Annotated in this window: 22 protein-coding genes; 21 read left to right on the forward strand and 1 reads right to left on the reverse strand. The window is 27.5% G+C overall.

The features are described 5' to 3' along the window. The first annotated feature begins 18 nt into the window (after positions 1-18). From HGAG_RS12375 to HGAG_RS01715, 19 genes are all read left to right on the forward strand, one after another. Positions 19-381, forward strand: coding sequence for an iron-sulfur cluster-binding protein (locus HGAG_RS12375; protein WP_341871699.1), 363 nt, complete (start codon positions 19-21; stop codon positions 379-381). Further along, positions 381-1280 carry a dihydroorotate dehydrogenase gene (locus HGAG_RS01635; RefSeq protein WP_019117633.1) on the forward strand — a complete coding sequence of 300 codons (900 nt, stop codon included), beginning with the start codon at positions 381-383 and terminating at the stop codon, positions 1278-1280. The genes HGAG_RS12375 and HGAG_RS01635 overlap by 1 nt, the downstream gene beginning before the upstream one ends. 8 nt (positions 1281-1288) lie before the next feature. Beyond that, entirely contained in the window at positions 1289-1858 is a 570-nt protein-coding gene (gene pyrE / locus HGAG_RS01640) for an orotate phosphoribosyltransferase (RefSeq protein ID WP_019117634.1), read from the forward strand. Between the two features lie 82 nt (positions 1859-1940). Next, a complete protein-coding gene (locus tag HGAG_RS01645; RefSeq protein WP_019117635.1) occupies positions 1941-2642 on the forward strand; it encodes a glucosaminidase domain-containing protein in 702 nt (233 codons plus the stop codon). Positions 2643-2769: 127 nt separating this feature from the next. Beyond that, on the forward strand, positions 2770-4101 hold the full coding sequence (locus tag HGAG_RS01650) for a Mur ligase family protein (protein ID WP_019117636.1): 1332 nt from the start codon (positions 2770-2772) through the stop codon (positions 4099-4101). After that, positions 4098-4748 carry a type 1 glutamine amidotransferase gene (locus HGAG_RS01655; RefSeq protein ID WP_019117637.1) on the forward strand — a complete coding sequence of 217 codons (651 nt, stop codon included), beginning with the start codon at positions 4098-4100 and terminating at the stop codon, positions 4746-4748. The genes HGAG_RS01650 and HGAG_RS01655 overlap by 4 nt, the downstream gene beginning before the upstream one ends. 108 nt (positions 4749-4856) lie before the next feature. Beyond that, positions 4857-6506, forward strand: a complete 1650-nt coding sequence (locus HGAG_RS01660) for a formate--tetrahydrofolate ligase (protein WP_019117638.1) — start codon at positions 4857-4859, stop codon at positions 6504-6506. 9 nt (positions 6507-6515) lie between these two features. Continuing rightward, positions 6516-6836: a YerC/YecD family TrpR-related protein gene (locus HGAG_RS01665; RefSeq protein ID WP_004838856.1), complete on the forward strand. Its 321-nt coding sequence runs from the start codon at positions 6516-6518 to the stop codon at positions 6834-6836. Between the two features lie 164 nt (positions 6837-7000). Then, a complete protein-coding gene (locus tag HGAG_RS01670; protein ID WP_019117639.1) occupies positions 7001-9190 on the forward strand; it encodes an ATP-dependent helicase in 2190 nt (729 codons plus the stop codon). A gap of 1 nt (position 9191) precedes the next feature. After that, entirely contained in the window at positions 9192-11198 is a 2007-nt protein-coding gene (ligA, locus tag HGAG_RS01675) for an NAD-dependent DNA ligase LigA (protein ID WP_019117640.1), read from the forward strand. Further along, a complete protein-coding gene (gene gatC, locus HGAG_RS01680) occupies positions 11199-11477 on the forward strand; it encodes an Asp-tRNA(Asn)/Glu-tRNA(Gln) amidotransferase subunit GatC (protein WP_019117641.1) in 279 nt (92 codons plus the stop codon). Positions 11478-11486: 9 nt separating this feature from the next. Continuing rightward, positions 11487-12896 carry an Asp-tRNA(Asn)/Glu-tRNA(Gln) amidotransferase subunit GatA gene (gatA, locus tag HGAG_RS01685; RefSeq protein WP_019117642.1) on the forward strand — a complete coding sequence of 470 codons (1410 nt, stop codon included), beginning with the start codon at positions 11487-11489 and terminating at the stop codon, positions 12894-12896. Further along, complete coding sequence (gatB, locus tag HGAG_RS01690) at positions 12886-14307, forward strand: Asp-tRNA(Asn)/Glu-tRNA(Gln) amidotransferase subunit GatB (protein WP_019117643.1); 1422 nt, start codon at positions 12886-12888, stop codon at positions 14305-14307. The genes gatA and gatB overlap by 11 nt, the downstream gene beginning before the upstream one ends. A 30-nt stretch (positions 14308-14337) precedes the next feature. Further along, complete coding sequence (locus HGAG_RS01695) at positions 14338-15618, forward strand: amidohydrolase (protein WP_019117644.1); 1281 nt, start codon at positions 14338-14340, stop codon at positions 15616-15618. Next, positions 15615-16802, forward strand: coding sequence for an NAD(P)H-hydrate dehydratase (locus HGAG_RS01700; RefSeq protein WP_019117645.1), 1188 nt, complete (start codon positions 15615-15617; stop codon positions 16800-16802). Before HGAG_RS01695 ends, HGAG_RS01700 begins: the two co-directional genes overlap by 4 nt. A 2-nt stretch (positions 16803-16804) precedes the next feature. After that, positions 16805-17230 carry an alanine racemase gene (locus tag HGAG_RS12380; RefSeq protein ID WP_341871700.1) on the forward strand — a complete coding sequence of 142 codons (426 nt, stop codon included), beginning with the start codon at positions 16805-16807 and terminating at the stop codon, positions 17228-17230. A gap of 23 nt (positions 17231-17253) precedes the next feature. Continuing rightward, positions 17254-17907, forward strand: coding sequence for an alanine racemase (gene alr, locus HGAG_RS12385; protein ID WP_341871708.1), 654 nt, complete (start codon positions 17254-17256; stop codon positions 17905-17907). Beyond that, on the forward strand, positions 17897-18241 hold the full coding sequence (locus tag HGAG_RS01710; RefSeq protein WP_019117646.1) for a type II toxin-antitoxin system PemK/MazF family toxin: 345 nt from the start codon (positions 17897-17899) through the stop codon (positions 18239-18241). The genes alr and HGAG_RS01710 overlap by 11 nt, the downstream gene beginning before the upstream one ends. 56 nt (positions 18242-18297) lie before the next feature. Continuing rightward, a complete protein-coding gene (locus HGAG_RS01715; RefSeq protein WP_244263795.1) occupies positions 18298-18522 on the forward strand; it encodes an MBL fold metallo-hydrolase in 225 nt (74 codons plus the stop codon). A gap of 20 nt (positions 18523-18542) precedes the next feature. On the opposite strand, the gene murC is transcribed toward HGAG_RS01715, so the two are convergent. After that, positions 18543-19934, reverse strand: coding sequence for a UDP-N-acetylmuramate--L-alanine ligase (gene murC / locus HGAG_RS01720; protein ID WP_019117648.1), 1392 nt, complete (start codon positions 19932-19934; stop codon positions 18543-18545). A gap of 158 nt (positions 19935-20092) precedes the next feature. Here murC and rpiB point away from each other — a divergent pair, with 158 nt between their 5' ends. Both rpiB and tkt read left to right on the forward strand, forming a co-directional pair. Continuing rightward, positions 20093-20536, forward strand: coding sequence for a ribose 5-phosphate isomerase B (gene rpiB / locus HGAG_RS01725; RefSeq protein WP_019117649.1), 444 nt, complete (start codon positions 20093-20095; stop codon positions 20534-20536). Beyond that, complete coding sequence (gene tkt, locus HGAG_RS01730) at positions 20536-22530, forward strand: transketolase (protein ID WP_019117650.1); 1995 nt, start codon at positions 20536-20538, stop codon at positions 22528-22530. The genes rpiB and tkt overlap by 1 nt, the downstream gene beginning before the upstream one ends. Positions 22531-22574 lie beyond the last annotated feature (44 nt).

Raw genomic sequence — 22574 nt, forward strand, 5'->3', positions numbered from 1 at the left:
ATAGCTCCACTTTTATATTTGGCAAAATCATTAGATTTAAAGGCAGATTTTTACGCAGGATTTAGCGATGAAGAATACTTTACTGATTATTTTAAAGATTATGTAAATTCTACAACTGTAACTATTGATAAAAAAGATAAAATTTTTATAACTGAAAAAATTGATACAGAAAAATATGATGTAATTTATGCTTGTGGCCCAAATCAAATGCTAAAAACTTTGGCGAATAAAAATAAAAATGCTGAAATTCAAATTTCAATGGAAGCACACATGGCATGTGGAATCGGAGCTTGTCTTGGTTGCACAGTAGAAAATGTAAAAGGCGATTTTATAAGAGTTTGCAAAGATGGTCCGGTTTTTGATTCAAAGGAGATTTTCTAATGAGTTTAAAAGTGAATATTTGCGGAATTGAATTTAATAATCCGGTCATAGCTGCAAGTGGAACTTTTGGTTTTGGTAAAGAATTTGCAGACTATATTGATATAAATAAACTTGGAGGAATTTCTTCAAAAGGACTAACCCTACATAAAAATTTGGGAAACAAGGGGATAAGAATCTATGAAACTGCTGCTGGAATTATGAATTCAATTGGACTTCAAAATCCTGGAATAGAATATTTTATAAAAGAAGAATTGCCATTTTTGGAAACAAAAGATGCTGTAACAATTGCAAATCTTGGCGGACACAGCGTAGATGAATATGTTAAGGGAGCAATCTTGCTTGATAAAACATCTGTCCCAATAATTGAATTAAATATTTCTTGCCCAAATGTAAAAGAAGGTGGAATGGCTTTTGGAACAAATCCTAAAAAAGCTTGCGAAGTTATAGAAAAAGTAAGAAAAGCTACAAAAAAAGTTTTGATGGTAAAACTTTCTCCAAATGTTGGAGATATAAAAGAATTTGTAAAAATTGCAGAAAATTCAGGAGCTGATTGTATTTCTCTAGTAAATACTTTTAATGCCCTTGCAATTGATGTTGATAATAAAAAAGCTGTTTTTGAAAATAAAACGGCAGGTCTTTCTGGACCTTGTATAAAACCAATTGCTTTAAGAATGGTTTATGAAGCAAGTAATGCTACAAATTTACCAATAATTGGTATGGGTGGAATTTCAAATTACAGGGACTGTTTGGAATTTATTATGGCAGGAGCAAGTGCAGTGCAAGTTGGAACAAGCAATTTTGTAGATTTTAACACAATGATAAATATAGTTGATGATTTAGAAAAATACATGCAAAGAGAAAATTTAAATTCATTAGAAGAAATAAGAAAAATTATATAGGAGAGATTATGGATAGAACAATTGAATTATTAAAAAAATCTGATGCACTATTAGAAGGACATTTTTTATTATCAAGTGGTAAACACTCAAAAAAATATATTCAATGTGCAAAATTAATAGAAAATCCTGTTTATTGCGAAGAAGTTTCAAAAATAATTGCTGAAAAAATAAAAGAATCTGGTATAAAAGTAGATTTGTGTGTAGGACCTGCAATGGGCGGAATAATTATAGCTTATGAAGTTGCAAGAGCTTTGGGAGTTAATGCAATTTTTACTGAAAGAGTTGATAATATTATGACTCTAAGAAGGGGATTTGAAATAAAAGAAGGTATGAATGTAATTATAGTTGAAGATGTAGTTACAACAGGCAAATCTTCTTTTGAAACTGTTGATGTAATTGAAAGCTATGGAGCAAAAGTAAATGCTTTAACATCAATTGTAAATAGATCTGGAAAAAAAGAAATTAATGGTTTAAAATTATTATCTGCAACTGAGCTTAACATTGAAACTTATGATCCTGATAATTTACCAGAAGATTTAAAAAATACACCAGCTATAAAACCAGGTTCTAGAAAATAAAATTTGCAATCTAGCATAAGAAATGATATAGTAGTTGTAATTGTTTTGTTACTATTTATTTATGAAAGAAGGAAGATAAAGGATGAAAAAAAATAGAATTAAAATTTCATTTTTATCTTTTTTAGCTATTGTTCTTGTGCTAGTTATTTCAACAGGATTGGAAAAATCATCTCTAGCTGCAAAAAACAAAGGTAAAAGAGATAGCTTGATTAATGGAGTAAATGAAATTAGCAATGAAACCTTAACTTTAAGACAATCTAGAATTGAAAGATTTGAAAAATTAGAAAAAGATTATAAAGAATTGAACGATAAAGGATCTGATGAATTAAGCAAAACATCAATGTTGTATTTGACAAACAAAACTAATTTAACTGCTGAGGAACTTGAATATGGTCTTAAAAATACAAATTTACAAGGTCTTGGAAAAGATTTCAAAAAAGCAGAAGAAAAATATGAAGTAAATGCGATTTTATTGATGGGAATGGCAAAACATGAAACTGGAAATGGTCATTCATACCTTGCTAAAACAAAAAATAATTTATTTGGCTTTAATGCTATCGACCAAGATCCTATTAACAGTGCAAATACTTTTAAAGATAAGGGCGAATCAATAGATCACGTTGCTAAATTTCTAAAAGAAAATTATTTAAGTGAAGATGGAAAATATTATAATGGGATATCTACAAAATCTATAGGAAAGTTATATGCTAGCGATCCAGAATGGTCAAATAAGGTAGATTATATGATGAGAGAAGTTTGTAGAAATATTCTTCAGGAAAAATAGACTAAACTAAAAGTTTTAGTCTATTTTTTTGTTTAATTTTAAAATAAATTTAATTCTTTTATTATTTAAAATAATTTGAATAAAAATTTTATAGACTTATTAGCCTTTAATCTGTTATAATTTTTTTATGAATATAAAAGATAAATTAATTATTAAAATTGCAAAATTTAGTAAATTTTTACTAAAACTTACAAATCATAAAGCTACAAGCTTGCCAGGGAAAATCGCTTATAATTTAGATAATGATATTTTGGATGCTTTAAGCGAAAATACCAAATTTATTTTTGTAACTGGTACTAATGGGAAAACTATGACAACTCATTTTGTTACAAATATTTTGAGAAAGCACTATAAAAATGTTTTTACAAATGATTCTGGTTCTAATATGATTCAAGGTATAATAACAGTTTTGTTGGATATTCCTAAAAATGAAAATGCACTTGCGATCTTGGAGGTAGATGAAGCTAATCTTGTTAGGATAAGTAAATTTTTAAAACCAGATTATGTTATTTTAACCAATATTTTTAGAGACCAAATGGATAGGTTTGGAGAAATTTATAATGTTTATAAAAAAATCATGGATGGACTTGGCGAATGTAGTGATGTAAAAATAATTGCCAATGGAGATTTGCCTATTTTTTCATACGATGAGCTAAAAAAATATAATCCTATTTATTATGGAATAAGAGAAGATGATAAAAAATCCAATTCTTATAATCTTGAGGCAGAATTTAATAGTGATGGAATTTTATGTCCAAAGTGTAATTCAATTTTAAAATATAAATTAGTTAATTATTCTTCTTTGGGAGATTTTTCTTGTCCAGAATGTGATTTTCATTCTCCTAAATTATCTTATAATATTGGAGAGATTATTTCTATGGATGCAAATTTTTCAAAATTTAAAGTAAATGGAGAAATTTATGAAACTCAAATTGGAGGATTTTATAATATTTATAATGCTTTAAGTGCTATAGCTCTTGCTAAAGAATTGAAAATACCTTATGAAAAAATCTATGAAGGCTTAAAATTTCAAGAACACGTATTTGGAAGACAAGAAATAATTAAGATTGAAAATAAAGAAGTGATAATAAATCTTGTCAAAAATCCTACAGGCTTAAATCAAATTATTAATTTAATGTTATTAGAAAAAGAGCCAATTAGTTTATATTGTTTGTTAAATGATAACTACGCTGATGGAACTGACGTTTCTTGGATATATGATTCTTATTATGAAAAACTTAAAAAATTAAATATTAAAAGCATAAAAGTTTCAGGAACTAGAAAAACTGATATGAAAAGAAGACTTGAAATAGCTGACATTTATGGTGGAGAAATCGTAGAAATAGACTATGAGAATGAAATTTTTGATAATATAAAAAATGAACCAACAGAAAAAATTTATATACTTTCTACTTACACAGCTATGCTAAGACTTAGGGAGGTACTAAAACTTAAATGATTATAAATATTTGTCATCTATATGGAAATTTATTAAATACTTATGGTGATGTAGGAAATATTATGGCTTTAAAATATTTCGCTCAAAAAAAAGGTCACGAAGTAAATATTGAAGTAGTAAGTTTAAAAGATGAATTTGATTATAGAAAATATGATTTTGTTTTTTTTGGTGGTGGACAAGATTATGAACAATCAATTGTAGAAAAAGATTTGGAAAGTAAAAAAGAAAATTTAATAAAATATATTGAAAATAATGGCTTATTTTTGGCAATTTGTGGTGGCTATCAATTAATGGGACAATATTATTATGATGCTTACAACAAAAAAATTGAAGGCTTAAAAATATTTGATTATTATACAAAAAACCAAGAAAATGGAAATAGATTTGTTGGAAATATTGAAATTAAAGATTTGCAAAATGGACAAATTTATCATGGTTTTGAAAACCACGGTGGAATAACTATTTTAAATGATAAAAACAAAGCTTTTGCAAGTGTTGTGTCAGGCAATGGAAACAATGGTGAGGATTTAACAGAAGGATTTAGATATAAAAATACTTTTGCATCTTATTTACACGGACCACTTCTTGCTAGAAATGAAAATTTGGCAAATACATTCATTAAGATTATAGAGAGTAACAAAAGATAAATAAATAAATTTTAATTCGCTTTAATCGACTATTGCACTGAATGTAATAAGTTGATATAATATACATGAAAAGCAAAACGTATTGTAATTATAATTATAGGAGTTTAAATGAAAAAAGATATTGAGATTGCTAGAGAAGCAAAGATAAAAGATATTGAAGAAATAGCAAATTATCTTGAAATTAGTGATTATGAAAAATATGGCAAATACAAAGCCAAAATTAATCCATGCTTTGATGAAAAAAAAGATTCAAAACTTGTTTTAGTAACAGCAATTTCTCCAACACCTTTTGGTGAGGGAAAAACTACTATGAATGTTGCCTTATCTATGGGACTAAATAAATTGGGCAAAAAATCTATTTCAGTTCTTAGAGAGCCATCTTTGGGACCTTCTTTTGGAATTAAAGGAGGAGCTTGTGGAGCAGGATATTCTCAAGTAATTCCTATGGAAGATATAAATCTTCATTTTACAGGAGATTTTCATGCAATAACAAGTGCAGTTAATTTAGTAGCTGCTATGATTGACAATCATATCTACCAAGGAAATGAAAAAAATATTGATCTAAATAATATTTTATGGAAAAGATGCGTTGACTTAAACGACAGAGCTCTTAGAGAAGTTGTTGTAGGTTTAGGCAAAAAAACTGATGGAGTTACAAGACAAGATGGATTTGATATTACTGTTGCAACAGAAATGATGGCAGTATTTTGTCTAAGCAATGATCTTTACGATTTTAAGAAAAAAGTTGCAAAAATGATAGTAGCTTATGACACAGATGGCAATGCTGTAACTGTTGACGATATAAAAGCAACAGGTCCTGTTTGCGTGTTAATGAAAGATGCATTAAAACCAAATTTATGTCAAACTTTAGAAAACACACCAGCAATCATTCATGGTGGACCATTTGCAAATATAGCTCATGGTTGTAATTCAATTATTGCTACAAAAACTGCATTATCTTTGGCGGATTTCGCTGTAACAGAGGCAGGATTTGGTGCAGACCTTGGAGCTGAAAAATTCTATGATATTAAATGTAGACAAGCTGGACTAAAACCAAATATGACAGTTGTTGTAGCTACAATAAGAGCTCTAAAATATCATGGTGGACAAGATTTGAAAAAAATTGATGAAGAAAATATTGAAAGTCTAAAAAAAGGATTTGATAATTTAAGAATTCATCTTGAAAATCTAAAGAAATTTTCAAAAAATATCGTTGTCGCTATAAATAAATTTGATCAAGATACAAATAAAGAATTAGAAACTCTAAAAAATCTCGTAGAAAACTTATCGCTTAAAGCGTTTGAATGTGATGTTTACCACAAAGGCTCTGAAGGATGTCTTGAAATTTGTAATTATATTATTGAAAAAAGTAAAGACGAAAATGATTTTAAAGTTTTATATGATGAAAAATTACCGATTGAAGAAAAAATTGAAATCATAGCAAAAGAAATTTATAGGGCTAGTGGAGTAAAATATTCTAAAAAAGCTTTAAATGAAATTAAAAGAATTAACAATTTAAATTCTGATAAATTACCAATATGTATTGCTAAAACTCAATATTCCTTATCAGATGATCCAACAAATTTAAATCCAGATAGCGAATATGAGATTACTATAAATGATATTAGATTAAATCAAGGTGCAGGCTTTATAGTAGCCTTAACTCAAAATATTTTAACAATGCCAGGTCTTTCAAAAAGACCAGCAGCATACGATATAGATATTGATGATGATGGTAATATCATGGGATTATTTTAGGAGATAAATATGACAGATTCAAAATTACAAAGTAAAGAATTAGATGAATTTTTTGATGCTATTTTAATGTTAAAAAATAGAGATGAGTGCTACGATTTTTTTGAAGATGCTTGCACAGCAAGGGAACTTCAATCAATTTCTCAAAGACTACAAGTTGCAAAATTATTAAAAATCAGAAAAACTTATAGTGAAATAGAAGAACAAACTGGAGCATCAACAGCAACAATTTCTAGAGTAAATAGATCACTTCATTATGGAACTGATGGATATGATTTAGTTTTGGAAAAATTAATTGAAAATAATTTAAAAGAAGAAAAAAATAAAAAATAAATTAAAAAAATTTAAAAATTAAGACGAATTTATCAATTTGATAGATTCGTTTTTTTATTTTAAAATTGTCTTTGCTCTGATTAATTTATTTTTTTATAAAATTTTTATGCTTTAGATTACTTTGTTTCTTGTGGTATAATTATTAGGATGAAAGGATGTGAAAAATGGACTTATCTAATTTAAATGATAAACAAAAAGAGGCAGTTTTGCACGACAAAGGACCCCTTCTTGTTGTTGCAGGAGCTGGGAGTGGAAAAACTAGAGTATTAACCACAAGCATTGCTTATCTAATAAAAGAAAAAAATGTAAATCCAGTTAATATTTTAGCTATAACTTTTACAAATAAAGCTGCCAATGAAATGAAAGAAAGAATATCAGATCTGTTAGATGAAGATGTTTCTCACTTATGGATTGGTACTTTTCATTCTATTTGTGCAAGAATACTTAGGATGAATATAAATAAAATAGGATATGATAATAATTTCACTATATACGATACAAATGATCAAAAAACCTTGGTCAAAGAAATTATTAATGATTTAAATTATAAAGATGATATTAGCCCAAAAGAGGCTTTAAACCTTATAAGCTATTGTAAAAATAAATCAATTAGTCCAAAAGAATTTTTAAATATTAATACTTTTTATGCAAAGCAAGAAGAATATTATGATATTTATAAAAATTATGAAAAGAAAAAATTTGAATACAATTCTTTAGATTTTGATGATTTGATTTTAAAAACTTTGGAATTATTTGCTGAAGATTCAAATACTTTGAAATTCTATCAAGATAAATTTGAATATCTTTTTGTAGATGAATACCAAGATACTAACAAAAGCCAATATGAACTTATTAAATTTATTGGAAAAGGTCACAATAACGTTAGAGTTGTTGGAGATGCTGACCAATCAATTTATAGTTTTAGGGGAGCTGATATTAATAATATTTTGGACTTTGAAAAAGACTTTAAGGATGCAAAAACTATAAAACTTGAAGAAAATTATAGGTCAACTTCTAATATTATTAATGTTGCAAATAAACTAATCAAAAATAATAACGAAAGAAAAGAAAAAAATCTTTGGACATCAAAAAATGATGGATCAGAAGTTTTATATAAAAAATCTTCTGTAGAATCAGAAGAGGGAAAATTTGTTATAGATGAGATTAATTCTTTACTAAATGATGGCTATAGACTTAAAGATATGGCGATTTTATATAGGATGAATGCTCAATCAAGGATTTTTGAAGAATATCTTATGAAAAATCTACTTGATTATAAGGTTATTGGTGGGCTTAAATTCTATGATAGAAAAGAAATAAAAGATCTTATCTCTTACCTAAAAATTTTAGTGAATCCAAAAGATGATATTAGTTTAAAAAGAATAATAAATGAACCAAAAAAAGGAATAGGCGATAAAACTGTAGAAAAATTAGAAAAAGAAGCCAATAAATTAGGATTTTCTTTAACAGAGCTTGTTTGTGATCCGTCTTTGTTTTCAAATCTTCCTACAAAATTAAAAAGTTCTTGTGAAAAATTTTATAATCCATTGGCAAAAATTTTTGACAATTATAAAGATTATGACATTGTGGAATTGATAGAAGAAATACTTGATAAAAGTGGATACATAAAAGCTTTGGAAGAATCTTATTCTGTAGAAAATAGGTCGAGGATTGATAATTTAAATGAATTTATTTCCTCAGCAGCAGAATATCAGTCAAATAATCCAGAAGATAATATCTATGATTATTTAGAAAATTTATCTCTTTTATCAGATCTAGATAAAACTGAAAATAGTGATGATGCTATTTCTCTTATGACGATTCATTCAGCCAAAGGACTTGAATTTAAAGTTTGTTTTGTCGTTGGAATGGATGAAGGTTTATTTCCATCAAAAAGAAGTATTGATGAGGGAAATATTGAAGAAGAAAGAAGACTTTGCTACGTTGCAATAACAAGGGCAATGGAAAAATTATATCTTTCAAGTGCAGAAATTAGAAGACAATTTGGTCAGGCTGTATATTATAAGCCTTCAAGATTTTTAAATGAAGTGAAATCTCTAATCAAAAAAATTGATCAAGATAAAACTCCTGCCTACTCCCCTTATGTAAAAATGAAAAGCAATGAAGCTTATATGAGAGATAAGGCAAGAGAGAGTGTTCTAAAGAAAAATACTGTAAAAGAATCATCAAAAGAAGATTTTCAAATTGGAGATAAAATTATTCACACCAAATGGGGAGAGGGAATGATAGTTCAAGTGAAAAAATCAGACGATGGCAATGAGCTTGTTGTAGCTTTTGATAAAAAAGGATTAAAAAAGCTAAACCAAGACTATGCTCCAATTAAGAGGCTTTAAAATGGATAATATAGATAAAATAAAAATAGATGAGTTAATTGATAAAATAAATGAATTAAATTATCATTACTATACCTTAGATAATCCCATAGTTTCAGATGGAGAATATGATAAGTTGTATGATGAGCTTTTAAATCTAGAAAAAAAGACAGGCTATGTAAATGAATTTTCTCCAACCCAAAGAGTTGGTGGAGCAATATTAGATAAGTTCGAAAAGCACTTTCATATTACAAGATTATATTCCCAAGATAAATCGCAAAATATAACTCAATTAAAAGATTGGCTTATAAGAACTAAAAAATTACGAGACCAATATAATAAAACTCATGAAGATAAATTAGAAGAATTAGAATTTATTACAGAATATAAATTTGACGGTTTAACTATTAATTTAACTTATGAAAATGGTTTATTAAAAACTGCAGCTACAAGAGGAAATGGTATAGAAGGAGAAGATGTAACCAAACAAGTTTTAACTATTCCAACCATTCCAACAAAAATAAAAGAAAAATCATTATTAGAAATTCAAGGGGAAGCTGTAATGCCCTTGTCTAGTCTTAAAAAATACAATGAAGAAAATGAAATACCTTTAAAAAATGCAAGAAATGCTGCGGCGGGCGCAATAAGAAATCTTGATACAAGTCAAACAAAAAAAAGAAATTTAAAAGCTTATTTTTATCAAATTTCAACAAATAGTCTTGATTTTAATACTGAAGAAGAAAAATTAAATTTTTTAAAAGAACAAAAACTTCCAGTTTATCCTTATAAAAAAGTAATAAATAAATTTGATGATATAGTAAAAGAAATTGATTTTATAAAAGAAGAAAGACATCATATTGATGTTTTGACAGATGGTGTTGTAATTAAGGTTAATGATGTAAAAACTCAAGAAGTTTTAGGCTATACAAATAAATTTCCAAGATGGTCTATTGCTTATAAATATGATCCAGAGGAATACACAACAACTTTATTAGATGTTGTGTGGAATGTAGGTCGATCAGGAAAAGTTACACCGTCAGCAATCCTTGAACCAGTTGACTTTTCTGGAGTGACTGTTCAAAGAGCCACCCTTAATAATTACGATGATATTTTAAGAAAAAAATTAAAAATTGGTTCAAAAGTTTTTATTAGAAGATCAAATGATGTAATTCCTGAAATTTTGGGAGTTGTTGATGAAAATCAAGAAAACACAAAAGAAATAGAAAAACCGGATAAATGTCCTTATTGTCACAGTGAATTAATTGAAGGAAATGTTCATATATATTGTCCAAATTCAATTTCATGTACTCCTCAATTAAAAGCTAGAATGGTACATTTTGCATCAAGAGATGCAATGGATATAGAAGGTTTGTCTGAAAAAACCATTGAATTATTTATAAATAAATTAGGCATTAAGGAAATCTACGACCTTTATGATATTACTTATGAAGATTTGATTAATTTGGAATCTTTTAAAGAAAAAAAGACCAATAATTTATTAAATGCCATTGAAAATAGCAAATCTTGTGAATTAAATCATTTTATCCATGCAATTGGAATTCCAAATGTAGGTATAAAAACTGCAAGAGATTTGGCAGAAAAATATAAAAGTTTTGATAAACTTAGAGAAAGTAAGCAAGAGGACTTAATCGAGATTGAAGATATAGGGGAAAAAACAGCAGAGGACATAGTTGATTTTTTCAACGACCCTAATATCAAAAAATCACTGGATATTTTATTGTCTAAGGGAATTAAAATAAAAGCTATTGACACTAGCGAAAAATCTAATTCACTTGATGGAATGAAAATTGTTATAACTGGTACAATAGAAAATTACAAAAGAAATGATATTAAAAATTTAATTATAAAAAATAATGGAGATGTTACTTCTTCGGTATCAAAAAATACTGATTTGGTTTTGTGTGGAGAAAAACCTGGAAGTAAAAAAGAAAAAGCAGAAAATTTGGGTGTAAAAATTTTAGAAAATCAAGAATTATTTGAATTTTTAAAAAAATTAGAGGAGGAATAAATGGACAAAAATGAAGTTATAAGAATTTATAAATTAGCAAATCTTGATTTATCAAATCAAGATATTGATATAATTTCTGATAAATATAATAAAATTTTAGATTTTATTGACCATATTTTTGATGTGGATTGTAAAGATGTAAAAATGACTGAAATGTTAGATAATCATAAGGCTGTATTAAGAGAAGATATAGAAGGAAAATCTTTAGATAGACAAGATGCTCTAAAAAATGCAAAAGATAAAGAATATGGTTATTTTAGATTGAATTGGAAATTATAAGGAGCTATTATGGATATTAAAAATACTATAGATAAATTTATAAATAAAGAAATTTCAGTCTATGATAATACAAAAAATGTATTAGAAAAAATTAAAAACGATAATTTAAATGCTTATATTTCTTTTAATGAACAAGATAGTTTGGATAGGGCAAAATATTTAGATGAAAAATTAAATAAAGGCGAAAAAATTGGAGCTTTATTTGGAATTCCTGTGAGTGTAAAAGATAATATTTCATATAAAAATATGAAACTAACTTGTGCATCAAAAATGTTAGAAGATTTCGAGCCAGTTTATAATGCAACTGTTGTAGAAAATCTATTAAAAGAAGATGCTATTATTATTGCAAAAACAAATATGGATGAGTTTGCAATGGGAGGCTCTGGAGAAACTTCATATTTTGGCCCAATAAAAAATCCTTTAGATGAAAGTTTAATTCCAGGTGGTTCTTCATCAGGCTCTGCTGTTAGTGTTGCAAAAGGAGATGTTTTAGTTTCTCTTGGAACTGATACAGGTGGGTCAGTAAGACAACCTGCAAGTTATTGTAGTATTATTGGTTATAAACCTACATATTCACTTATGAGTAGGTATGGTGTTGTTTCTATGGCAAATAGTTTAGATCAAGTTTCATTATTTGCAAAAAATGTAGAAGATTTGAGAATAATTGCTAGTGCAAGCCAATCTCCTGATAAGTTAGATATGACTTCTTGCCTAGATTTTTATAATTTTGAAAAAGAAAATTTTGATTTTTCTGATAAAAAAATTGCAGTCATAAAAAATGAAGCTAATTTTTATAATTTAGATAAAGAAGTAGAAGATGATTACAATTATGCAATAAATATTTTAAAAGAATTGGGAGCAGAGATTTGTCCAATAGATTTAAAATATTCTAAATATGCAAATGAAGTTTATAATGTTGTAATGAGCTCTGAAGTTTCAAGCAATTTATCAAGATTTGATGGAATTAGATATGGTCACCAAACTGATGAGTATAAAAATGTTGAAGAATTATTTATAAAAAATAGGTCTGAAGGTTTTGGAGAAAATGTTCAAAGAAGAATTGCACTTGGAACTATGTATTTATCAAGTGAAGATGACCAAAGAATTTACAAGCAAGGACTAAAATTAAGAACTTTGATAGTGGAAGAATTTAAAGAAATATTTAAAAACTATGATTTATTAATTACTCCAACAACAGTGGATCTTCCATCAAAATTAGGAATATATACTGATGATCCATTAAAAGATTTTTCTTCAGATATATTTAATGTTTGTGTAAATCTAACAGGTTCTTGCGGAATTTCTATTCCAGTAAGAGATGGAATATCTGGAAGTATTCAAATTATTGGAGATAGATTTAAGGATAAAGATATAATAAATGCTTGCGAAACTTTCGAAAGGAAAATAAATGAAAACTAGAACTATTATAGGATTAGAAATTCACGTTGAATTATCTACAAAAACCAAAATGTTTTGTTCCTGTAAAAATGAATTTGGAGCTGTTCCAAACACAAACACTTGTCCAATTTGCTTAGGACACCCAGGAACATTACCTTTAATTAATAAAGAAGCTGTAAGATATGCTATAAAAGCAGGTCTTGCCTTAGATTGTGAAATAAGAGAATCAATGAAAATGGATAGAAAAAAATATTTTTATCCAGACCTTGTAAAGGGATACCAAATAACCCAACAAGACGAGCCTTATGCTGTTGGTGGACATATTATTTTAAGTGATGGAGATGAAATTAGACTAAATTCTATACACATGGAAGAAGATACAGCAAAATCTAATCACGATGAAAGTAATAACACCCTAATGGATTATAACAGAGCAGGACTTCCTCTAATCGAAATTGTTACAGAACCAGATTTAAAATCTGCAAAACAAGCAAGAGAATTTGTTGAAAAATTAGCTCAAACTTTAAGATTTTTGGAAGTTTCCGATTGTATTATGGCAGAAGGGCAAATGCGTTGCGACGTAAATATAAATCTAGAAAATCTTGATAATGGAGAAAAAACAACAATATCTGAGATTAAAAATCTAAATTCAATAAAAGCAATCGAAGATGCTCTTTTATTTGAAACTGATAGACATAAAAAAATGCTTGAAGAAGGAAAAAAATCAGTAAAAGAAACCAGAAGATGGGATGACGATTCTCAAACTACAATTTCTATGAGAACTAAAGAAACTGCTAATGATTATAGATTTTCTATAGAAGCAGATATACCAAGAATTGAGCTTAGCAAAGAATTTATTAATGAAATAAAAGAAAATTTACCAGAATTGCCTGAAGCAAAAGCAAAAAGATATATGAAAGAATATAAGCTTTCAGAATATGATGCAAAACTTTTGTCAAACGATAGAAATCTTGCAAATTTATTTGAAAAAACAAATGATTTGGTAAAAAATCCTAAGGAAGTTTCAAATTGGATACTAAGTGAGCTTTCAAGAAGGCTAAATGAAAGTGAAATTGAAGCAGATCAAATGAATTTATCTGTAGAAAATTTCTCTAAATTAATAAATTTAGTTTTGTCTAATAAAATTAACAATAATGTTGGAAAAAAATTATTAAGAGAAATTTTTGAATCAAATGAAGATCCAGAAAAACTTGCTAAAGATAGAAATCTTCTTCAAATTAATGATGAAAATTTCTTAGAAGATGTAGTTAAAGAAGTCTTAAGCGAAAATTCTCAATCAATTGAAGACATAAAAAATGGTAAAGATAGAGCTTTTGGATTTTTAGTTGGTCAATGTATGAAAAAAACTAAAGGAAAGGCTAATCCACAACAAATAAATATCTTATTAAAAGAAAGAATAGGAGAGTTATAAGAGTAAGCTTTTTAGCTACTCTTATTTATTATGAATATACTTATAGAAAATGTAAAAATCCTCACAATGGTTGATGGGGAAGTAATAAAAAATGGAAATATTTATATAGAAAATGAAAAAATAAAAAAGATTACAAGTGATAAAATTGATTTTTCTTATGATAAAAAAATAGATGGCAAAAATTATCTTGCAATGCCTGGTTTTGTAAATGCTCACACCCATGTTGGGATGAGTTTATTTAGAAATTTTAGCGATGATGTTGAATTAATGACTTGGCTAAATGAAAAAATTTGGCCTTTGGAAGATAAATTAATTGCAGAAGATGTTTATTGGGCCTCACTCTTATCTCAAGCTGAAATGATTATGACAGGAACAACAAGTTTTGCAGACATGTATTATTTTGAAGATCAAACTATAAAAGCCCTAGAAAAATCAAAAATGCGAGCGCAAATTTCAAGAGGACTTACTCTTGAAGATAAAGACTGTACAAAAATAAAAGAAAATATTGATCTTTTTAAAAAATATGAAAATTCTCAAGATGGAAGAATAAATATAGCTTTTGGACCTCACGCGGTTTACACAACAGATAAAAATTATCTAAAAGAAATAAATAAATACGCAAAAAAATATAAGATGCCAGTTCATATTCATTTATCTGAAACAAAAACAGAAAACACAGATTGTATGAAAAGATTTAATCAAAGTCCAACTGAAGTCTTTGAAGAATGTGGAATTTTTGAAAATAAAACAATAGCAGCTCATGGAGTTTATTTATCAGATAAAGATTTAGGTATTTTATCAAAATATGATGTTAGTGTAGTTCACAATCCTTCAAGTAATTTGAAACTTTCATCGGGATTTTTAGATTGTACAAGAGTGATTAATAAGAAAATAAATTTAGCTATGGGTACAGATTCATCTGCAAGCAATAATAATTTATCAATGATAAAAGAAATTTCTTTAGCATCACTTGTGTCAAAATATAAAAATCCTCAAAATTTAAAAGCTTATGATGTTTTAAAAATGGCTACAATAAATGGGGCGAAGGCATTGGGACTTGATGATAAAATTGGAACTTTGGAAGAAGGAAAACTTGCAGATATTATTTTAATTGATTTAAATAATCCTAACCATACACCACAAAATAATTTGATTTCATCCTTGCCTTATTCAACTTTTGATAAAGATGTTTCTTATGTAATAATTAATGGTGATCTTGTGTATGATGATAAAAAATTTGTTTATTTAAATGAGAAAGAAATAATTAAAAATGCAGAAGAATCATTTCAAAAATTGAGGAATAGAAAATGATAGGAATTGACATAGTAAATATTGAAAAATTTAAAGAAAAATTAGAAAAAAAAGATTTTGAGAGTAAAATATTTACTGATAATGAAATTCATTATTCTAAAAAAAAGAAAAATTCATTACAAACTTTTGCTGGAATTTTTGCAGCAAAAGAAGCTATTATTAAGGCTTGTGGTTTTAATTTAGCCTACATATTGAGAAAAAAAATAGAAATCAAACATATAGGTAATAAACCGATTGTTTTTATTGATAATAATAAAACACAATTAAATTTGAGTATAAGCCATGACGGAAATTATGCTCTTGCTATTTGCTTAAAAAAAGAAAATTATATTGAAATAAATAAATCTGTAAAAAAATTATTAAAAGATAGACCAAAAGATGGACACAAGGGAGATTTTGGAAAAGTTGCAATAATTGGTGGGCAAAAAGGAATGGCTGGTTCTGTTTATTTGTCATCTTGTGCATCTTTACGTTCGGGATGTGGTCTTTCTTATATTATTTGTCCTTCATCTATTTCTGACATTTTACAAATAAAATCTACAGAAAGTATAATAAATGAGGTAGATTGTGATTATTTTTATTACTCAGAAAAAATAAGCAATAAAATTTTATCACTAATAAAAAATAAAGATGCAATAGGAATTGGTCCTGGTATGGGCAAGGGAAATAATCTTTATAAATTAATAGAAAAAATAATCCAAAATTATGAAAAAAATCTATTAATTGATGCAGATGGACTAAATGCTTTGAAAGAAAATATTGAAATAATAGATAAGAAAGAAAATATTGTTTTAACTCCGCATGAAATGGAATTTTCTAGAATTTCAAATTTGCCTTTAGATTATATAAAAAACAATAGGGCAAAAGTTTCTTTTGAATTTGCAAAAAAACATAATATTGTTTTAGTTTTGAAAGGAAAAAATACAATTGTTACAGATGGTGTAAATATTTACATAAATGAATCTGGAAATAATGGAATGGCGACAGCTGGTAGCGGAGATGTTTTGACAGGAATTTTACTTTCAAATTTAGCTATTATGAAACCGTATGATGCGGCGGTTTTGTCTGTTTACATTCATGGGCTTGCTGGAGATATTTATTCTTTAGAAAACTCTCAAGATTCACTAATTGCTAGTGATATTATAAAAAATTTACCAAAGACCTATAAATTAATGAGGTGTTAATGATGGAAGAAAATTATTTATTAGTTGATTTAGACAAAATATTAAATAATATCAAATCAATAAAAGAAAAATCTCAAAATTCAAAATTTTGTGCAGTTTTAAAGGCTGACGCTTACGGGCTAGGTTCTTTAGAAGTTGCAAATTACATAAAAAATTACATAGATTACATAGCTGTAGCTCAATTTAAAGAGGCAAAATATTTAAGAGACAATGGAATTAATACTCCTATTTTAATATTAGGATATTTGCCTATAGATAAATATAATGAATGTGGCAAATTAAATATTGATGTAGTAATTTATGATTTAGATTATGCTAAAGAAATAAATAGTAAATTAAATTCAAAAATAAATTGTCATATTGGGCTTGATACAGGACATACAAGAATTGGATTTAGAGATTTTGAAATAGAAAAAATAAAAAATTAAAAGAGCTTGAAAATTTAAATTTCATAGGAGCTTTTTCTCATTTTGCAACAGCTGATGAGAAAGATTTAACATATACAAATGAACAATATAAAAAATTCACATACATAATAGACCAAATCAAAGATGATTTTGATTTAAAATTAGTTCATATTGCAAATTCTGCAGCATCAATGGAATATGATTTTAAATCAGACTTGTTGAGGGTAGGGATTTCTTTGTATGGCGTTTATCCATCTGATTATATAAAAGAAATTTCAAAAATTAAATTAGAACAAGCTTTTGAATTTAAAGCACAAATTTCTTTTGTAAAAAATGTAGAAAAAGGAACAAGCATTTCTTATGGCAGAACCTTTACTGCTGATAAAGATATGAAAGTTGCTACAGTTGCAATAGGTTATGCAGATGGATTTAAAAGAGCATTTTCAAATATAGGAGAAGTTTTAGTAAATGGGAAACTAGCAAGAGTTGTTGGAAGAGTTTGTATGGATCAAATGATGATTGATGTAAGTGATATTGATTGTAAAATAGGAGATTATATTACAATTTATCCAGATATTTACAAAGAGGCAAAAAAAATTAATACAATCCCTTATGAATTAATGACTTCAATTTCAAAAAGAGTTCCTAGGATTTATAAATGCAATTCTAAATTTATAGGAGAAAATAATGAAAGTTAAAAGAGGAGATTTATTTTATGCAGATCTTTCTCCTGTTGTAGGGAGCGAACAGGGAGGAGTAAGACCTGTAATTGTTGTGCAAAATGATATGGGAAATAAATATTCTCCAACAATTATAGTAGTTCCTGTTACAAGTCAATTAAAAAAATCAAAATTGCCTACCCATGTTTCTTTAAGTGCAAATCAATTTGGTTTGCCAAAAAATAGCGTGGCTCTTCTTGAACAATTGAGAACAATCGATAAGAGAAGGCTAAGAGATAAATTAGGTTCTTTTGATAAGTCGGTAATGTTAAAAATTGATGCGGCAATTGCCATATCTGTAGGAATAGATTAGTGAAAATAAATTTTAAAAACTTATTAATAGTATTCCTGTCGGCTTTTTTTATTTTTTTGCTTGTTAATAAAAAAGAAAATACATATACAAATTTAGATGAATTAGAAATTACTTATATAGACGTAGGTCAAGGAAATGCAGTTTTAGTAAAAACAAAGGACAAAAGTCTATTAATAGATGGGGGAAATAGGTCTAATAGTAGATATTATTATACTTATATTAAAAATAAAAACCTTAAAAAAAAGCAAGTTAAAGAAAATCTTTTAATTAAGAATTTCTAAAACTTGCTTTTTAATTTCTTTTATTCACTAACACCTGCTATCATTCTAGCTAAACGATCTGAATCTCCGCTACCTGTAACTATAACTTGATCATCTTTTTTAATATCAGACAATAAGTATTCTTTTACCTTTTCAAATGTAGGAATATATTTTGCGCTTTTTCCAGTTTTAATTAGAGCATCAACTACATCTTTACTAGAAATACTTGGATCAAATGGTTCACGTGCTGCAAAAATATCAGTAATTATAACTTCATCAGCTTCATCAAAACATTTAACAAATTCATTAAACAATCTCTTAGTTCTTGTGTAAGTATGAGGTTGCCATACACAAATAAGTCTTCCTTTTGTGTGTTCAGCCAAGGCATTTAAATTAACTTGAATTTCTGAAGGATGGTGACCATAATCTAAAATAATATTGCAATCATTAACATTTCCTATTAATTGCATTCTTCTTTCAAGACCAGTGTAGGCTTCGATATTTTTTTTGATCGTTTTTATGTCAACACCACTTTCTAAAGTAGCAATGATTGATGCGCAAGCATTATTTATATTATGTCTTCCAAGAATTGCTAGCTCAAAATGTTCAACATCTCCATTTTTCATTATCAAATCAAATCTAGGCTTACCACTTTCATCAAAACTTATATTTGTAGCATTATAATCAGCATCAGGATTATCTTGTCCATAGGTAATCAATTCTCCTTGAACTGCATCTATAACTAATTTATTATTTTCTTCATTTAAATTCAAAATTGTTTTTGAATCTTTACTTTGATTTCTCAAGTAAAATTTAAAAGTTTCAACTATGTCATTTATGTCTTTATAATAATCAAGATGATCTTCGTCAATATTTAAAATTATTCCAATTGAAGGGTAATAATATCTTATATTTCCTTTATATTCACAAGCTTCTGTTACTAATATATCCTTATCGCCAACATGAACATTTCCTTCGATTTCATCAAGATCTCCACCCAATAAAATAGTAGGATTTTTTGTAGAATTCATAAGAATTTTTGAAATCATACTTGTTGTTGTACTTTTTCCATGAGAACCAGAAACTGCAATAGAATTTTTGTAGTTTTTCATCAAACCACCCAAGAAAACCCCACGGCTTACTACAGGAATATCAAGTTTTCTAGCTGCAACTAATTCTTCATTATTTTCGGCGATTGCATCTGTATATATAACTAAATCTGGATTTTTAATATTTTCTTTTTTTTGTCCAATTGTATATTTAATTCCATTTTTATCTAAATGTTTGCTTGTTTCAGAAATTGAAATGTCAGATCCTGTAACCTTATAACCATTATTATTTAATAAAATAGCAATACCACTCATGGAAATTCCACCAATTCCTATCATATGTATATTTTTATATTTATAATCATTTATGTTAAATTCGAACATTGATGCTCCTTTATTTTTATATTTTTTGCCTAACTATTATACCATAAAATTTATACAAAGACCATTAATTTGATATTTCTAACAACTTTTACCAAATTGACAGTAAAGTCATAAAATGATAATCTTTATTTATAAGCAAATAGTTAGAGAGGTTTTTAATGAAATATATAATAGGAAATGATCATGGTGGTATTGATCTAGTTGATAGCGTAGAAGAAAAACTTTTAGAACTTGGATATGAAGTTGAAAAAGTTGGAACATTTACAAAAGAATCTTGTGATTATTCAGATTTTGCAAAAATTGCATGCGAAAAAGTTTTAAACAAAGAAGCTGATTTTGCTGTTTTAATTTGTGGGACAGGAATAGGAATGAGTCTTGCTGCCAATAAATTTAAAGGTATAAGAGCAGCTTGCGTGTCTGAGACATATTCTGCAAAAATGTCTAGAGCGCACAATAATAGTAATGTTTTGTGCATAGGTTCAAGAGTAATTGGCTCAGAAGTTGCAAAAATGATTGTAGAGATTTTTGCTACAACAGAATTTGAAGGCGGACGTCATCTTAAAAGAGTAAATAAAATCAAAGAAATTGAGGAGAATAATTAATGTTTGATAAAAAAGATTTAAAAGCTGTAAATGCAATAAGATGTTTATCAATAGCACAAATTGAAAAAGCAAATAGTGGCCATCCAGGTCTTCCAATGGGAGCAAGTCCTATGGCTTATGTTTTGTGGAATAAAATAATGAATGTTAATCCTAAAAAAAGCAATTGGCACAACAGAGATAGATTTGTTTTGTCAGCTGGCCATGGTTCAGCTATGCTTTACTCTCTATTACATTTATCAGGCTATGATTTGAGTATTGATGATTTAAAAGATTTCAGACAAATTGGCTCAAAAACTCCAGGCCATCCAGAAAGAAAACATACAGATGGTGTTGAAGTAACAACTGGTCCTTTGGGCCAAGGAATTGCAAATGCAGTTGGATTTGCAATAGCTGAAAAACATCTTGCTGCATTGTATAACAAAGATGGATTTAACATAGTTGATCATTATACTTATGCAATATGCGGAGATGGAGATTTGATGGAAGGAATTTCATACGAATCAATGTCTTTAGCAGGTCATTTAAATTTAAATAAATTAATAATTCTTCATGATTCAAATGATATTTGTTTGGATGGAAATTTAAATACATCTTTTTCAGAAAATATTGAACAAAGAGTTAAAGCTCAAAATTGGAATTATATTAAAGTTTTGGATGGGAATAATCTTGAAGAAATTTATGATGCAATTAATAAAGCAAAAGAAAATAAAAATGGTCCAACTTTTATAGAAGTTAAAACAGTTATTGGTTATGGTTCAAAAAATCAAGGAACAAATAAAGTTCATGGTGCACCAATTGGAAATGACGATTTTATAGAAGCAAAAAAATTCTACAATTGGGAATATGAAGATTTTGAAATTTCAGAAGATGTTTATGATACATTCAAAGAAAATATTATAGAAAATGGTAAAAAATCATACGAAAAATGGGAAAAACTTTTAGCAGAATATAAGGAAAAATATCCAAAAGACTATAAAGAATATATTAATGGATTTGAAAGAAAATTACCAGAAAATTGGATGGAAGAAATCAAAAAATATTCTCCATCTGATGATAGTCTTGCAACAAGAGCTTCTAGTGGAGAAATAATCCAAGATTTAGCAAAAGTCACAAAAAATTTCTGGGGCGGAAGCGCAGATTTATTTTCATCTAACAAAACAAATATAAAAAATGCTGAAAGATTTTCAGACACAAATCCTTGTGGAAGAAATGTTTGGTATGGAGTTAGAGAATTTGCTATGAGTGTAATAGCAAATGCCATTGTAGCACACGGCGGAACTTTCCATCACGTTTCTACATTTTTTGTATTTTCAGATTATTTAAAAGCAGGTTTAAGAATTTCAGCTCTTTCACAAATTCCTGTAACTTATGTTTTCACTCATGATTCTGTTGCTGTTGGAGAAGATGGACCAACACACCAACCAATAGAACAATTAGCAATGATTAGAACAATACCAAATGTAATAATGCTAAGACCAGCAGATGCAAATGAAGTTAGACTTTCTTGGAAAATTGCTCTTGAAAGCAAAAATTGCCCAGTAGTTATAGCTTTAACACGTCAAAACGTAAGTAATCTTGAAGCTACACAAAATATTGATGATATTTCAAATGGAGCCTATATAATTAAAGATTCTGATAAAGAAGTTCCAGATGGAATTTTAATTGCAACAGGTAGTGAAGTAGAATTAGCTTTACAAACAAGAGATGAATTGAAAAAATCTGATATTGATGTAAGAGTTGTATCAATGCCATCAATGGAATTATTTAGAAAACAAGACCAAGCTTATAAGGAAAAAATTCTTCCAGCTAATGTTAAAAATAGAGTTTCAATTGAAATGGCAAGTTCATTTGGATGGAGCGAATTTACAGGAGATAAGGGAATAAATATTTCTATTGATAGATTTGGAATATCAGGTAATTTTAAAGATGTGCAAAAAGAATTAGGATTTACTAAAGAAGAGATAGCTAAAAAATATATAGAAAAATATAATTAATTTGTAGGGGACTGTTGCAGAATTATTTATTTATAATTTTGCAA

The sequence above is a fragment of the Anaerococcus obesiensis ph10 genome (assembly GCF_000311745.1).
Classification (GTDB): Bacteria; Bacillota; Clostridia; order Tissierellales; family Peptoniphilaceae; genus Anaerococcus; species Anaerococcus vaginalis.

Excerpts from the sequence above, each read along its gene's own strand:
- pyrE (WP_019117634.1), top strand. The coding sequence starts at position 1,289 with ATGGATAGAACAATTGAATTATTAAAAAAATCTGATGCACTATTAGAA.
- gatA (WP_019117642.1), top strand. The coding sequence starts at position 11,487 with ATGGATATTAAAAATACTATAGATAAATTTATAAATAAAGAAATTTCA.
- HGAG_RS01710 (WP_019117646.1), top strand. The coding sequence starts at position 17,897 with ATGAAAGTTAAAAGAGGAGATTTATTTTATGCAGATCTTTCTCCTGTT.
- HGAG_RS01665 (WP_004838856.1), top strand. The coding sequence starts at position 6,516 with ATGACAGATTCAAAATTACAAAGTAAAGAATTAGATGAATTTTTTGAT.
- gatB (WP_019117643.1), top strand. The coding sequence starts at position 12,886 with ATGAAAACTAGAACTATTATAGGATTAGAAATTCACGTTGAATTATCT.
- murC (WP_019117648.1), bottom strand. The coding sequence starts at position 19,934 with ATGTTCGAATTTAACATAAATGATTATAAATATAAAAATATACATATG.
- HGAG_RS01655 (WP_019117637.1), top strand. The coding sequence starts at position 4,098 with ATGATTATAAATATTTGTCATCTATATGGAAATTTATTAAATACTTAT.
- HGAG_RS01700 (WP_019117645.1), top strand. The coding sequence starts at position 15,615 with ATGATAGGAATTGACATAGTAAATATTGAAAAATTTAAAGAAAAATTA.
- HGAG_RS01695 (WP_019117644.1), top strand. The coding sequence starts at position 14,338 with ATGAATATACTTATAGAAAATGTAAAAATCCTCACAATGGTTGATGGG.
- HGAG_RS01660 (WP_019117638.1), top strand. The coding sequence starts at position 4,857 with ATGAAAAAAGATATTGAGATTGCTAGAGAAGCAAAGATAAAAGATATT.
- HGAG_RS01650 (WP_019117636.1), top strand. The coding sequence starts at position 2,770 with ATGAATATAAAAGATAAATTAATTATTAAAATTGCAAAATTTAGTAAA.
- tkt (WP_019117650.1), top strand. The coding sequence starts at position 20,536 with ATGTTTGATAAAAAAGATTTAAAAGCTGTAAATGCAATAAGATGTTTA.
- HGAG_RS12380 (WP_341871700.1), top strand. The coding sequence starts at position 16,805 with ATGGAAGAAAATTATTTATTAGTTGATTTAGACAAAATATTAAATAAT.
- gatC (WP_019117641.1), top strand. The coding sequence starts at position 11,199 with ATGGACAAAAATGAAGTTATAAGAATTTATAAATTAGCAAATCTTGAT.
- HGAG_RS01670 (WP_019117639.1), top strand. The coding sequence starts at position 7,001 with ATGGACTTATCTAATTTAAATGATAAACAAAAAGAGGCAGTTTTGCAC.
- rpiB (WP_019117649.1), top strand. The coding sequence starts at position 20,093 with ATGAAATATATAATAGGAAATGATCATGGTGGTATTGATCTAGTTGAT.
- HGAG_RS01645 (WP_019117635.1), top strand. The coding sequence starts at position 1,941 with ATGAAAAAAAATAGAATTAAAATTTCATTTTTATCTTTTTTAGCTATT.
- HGAG_RS01635 (WP_019117633.1), top strand. The coding sequence starts at position 381 with ATGAGTTTAAAAGTGAATATTTGCGGAATTGAATTTAATAATCCGGTC.
- ligA (WP_019117640.1), top strand. The coding sequence starts at position 9,192 with ATGGATAATATAGATAAAATAAAAATAGATGAGTTAATTGATAAAATA.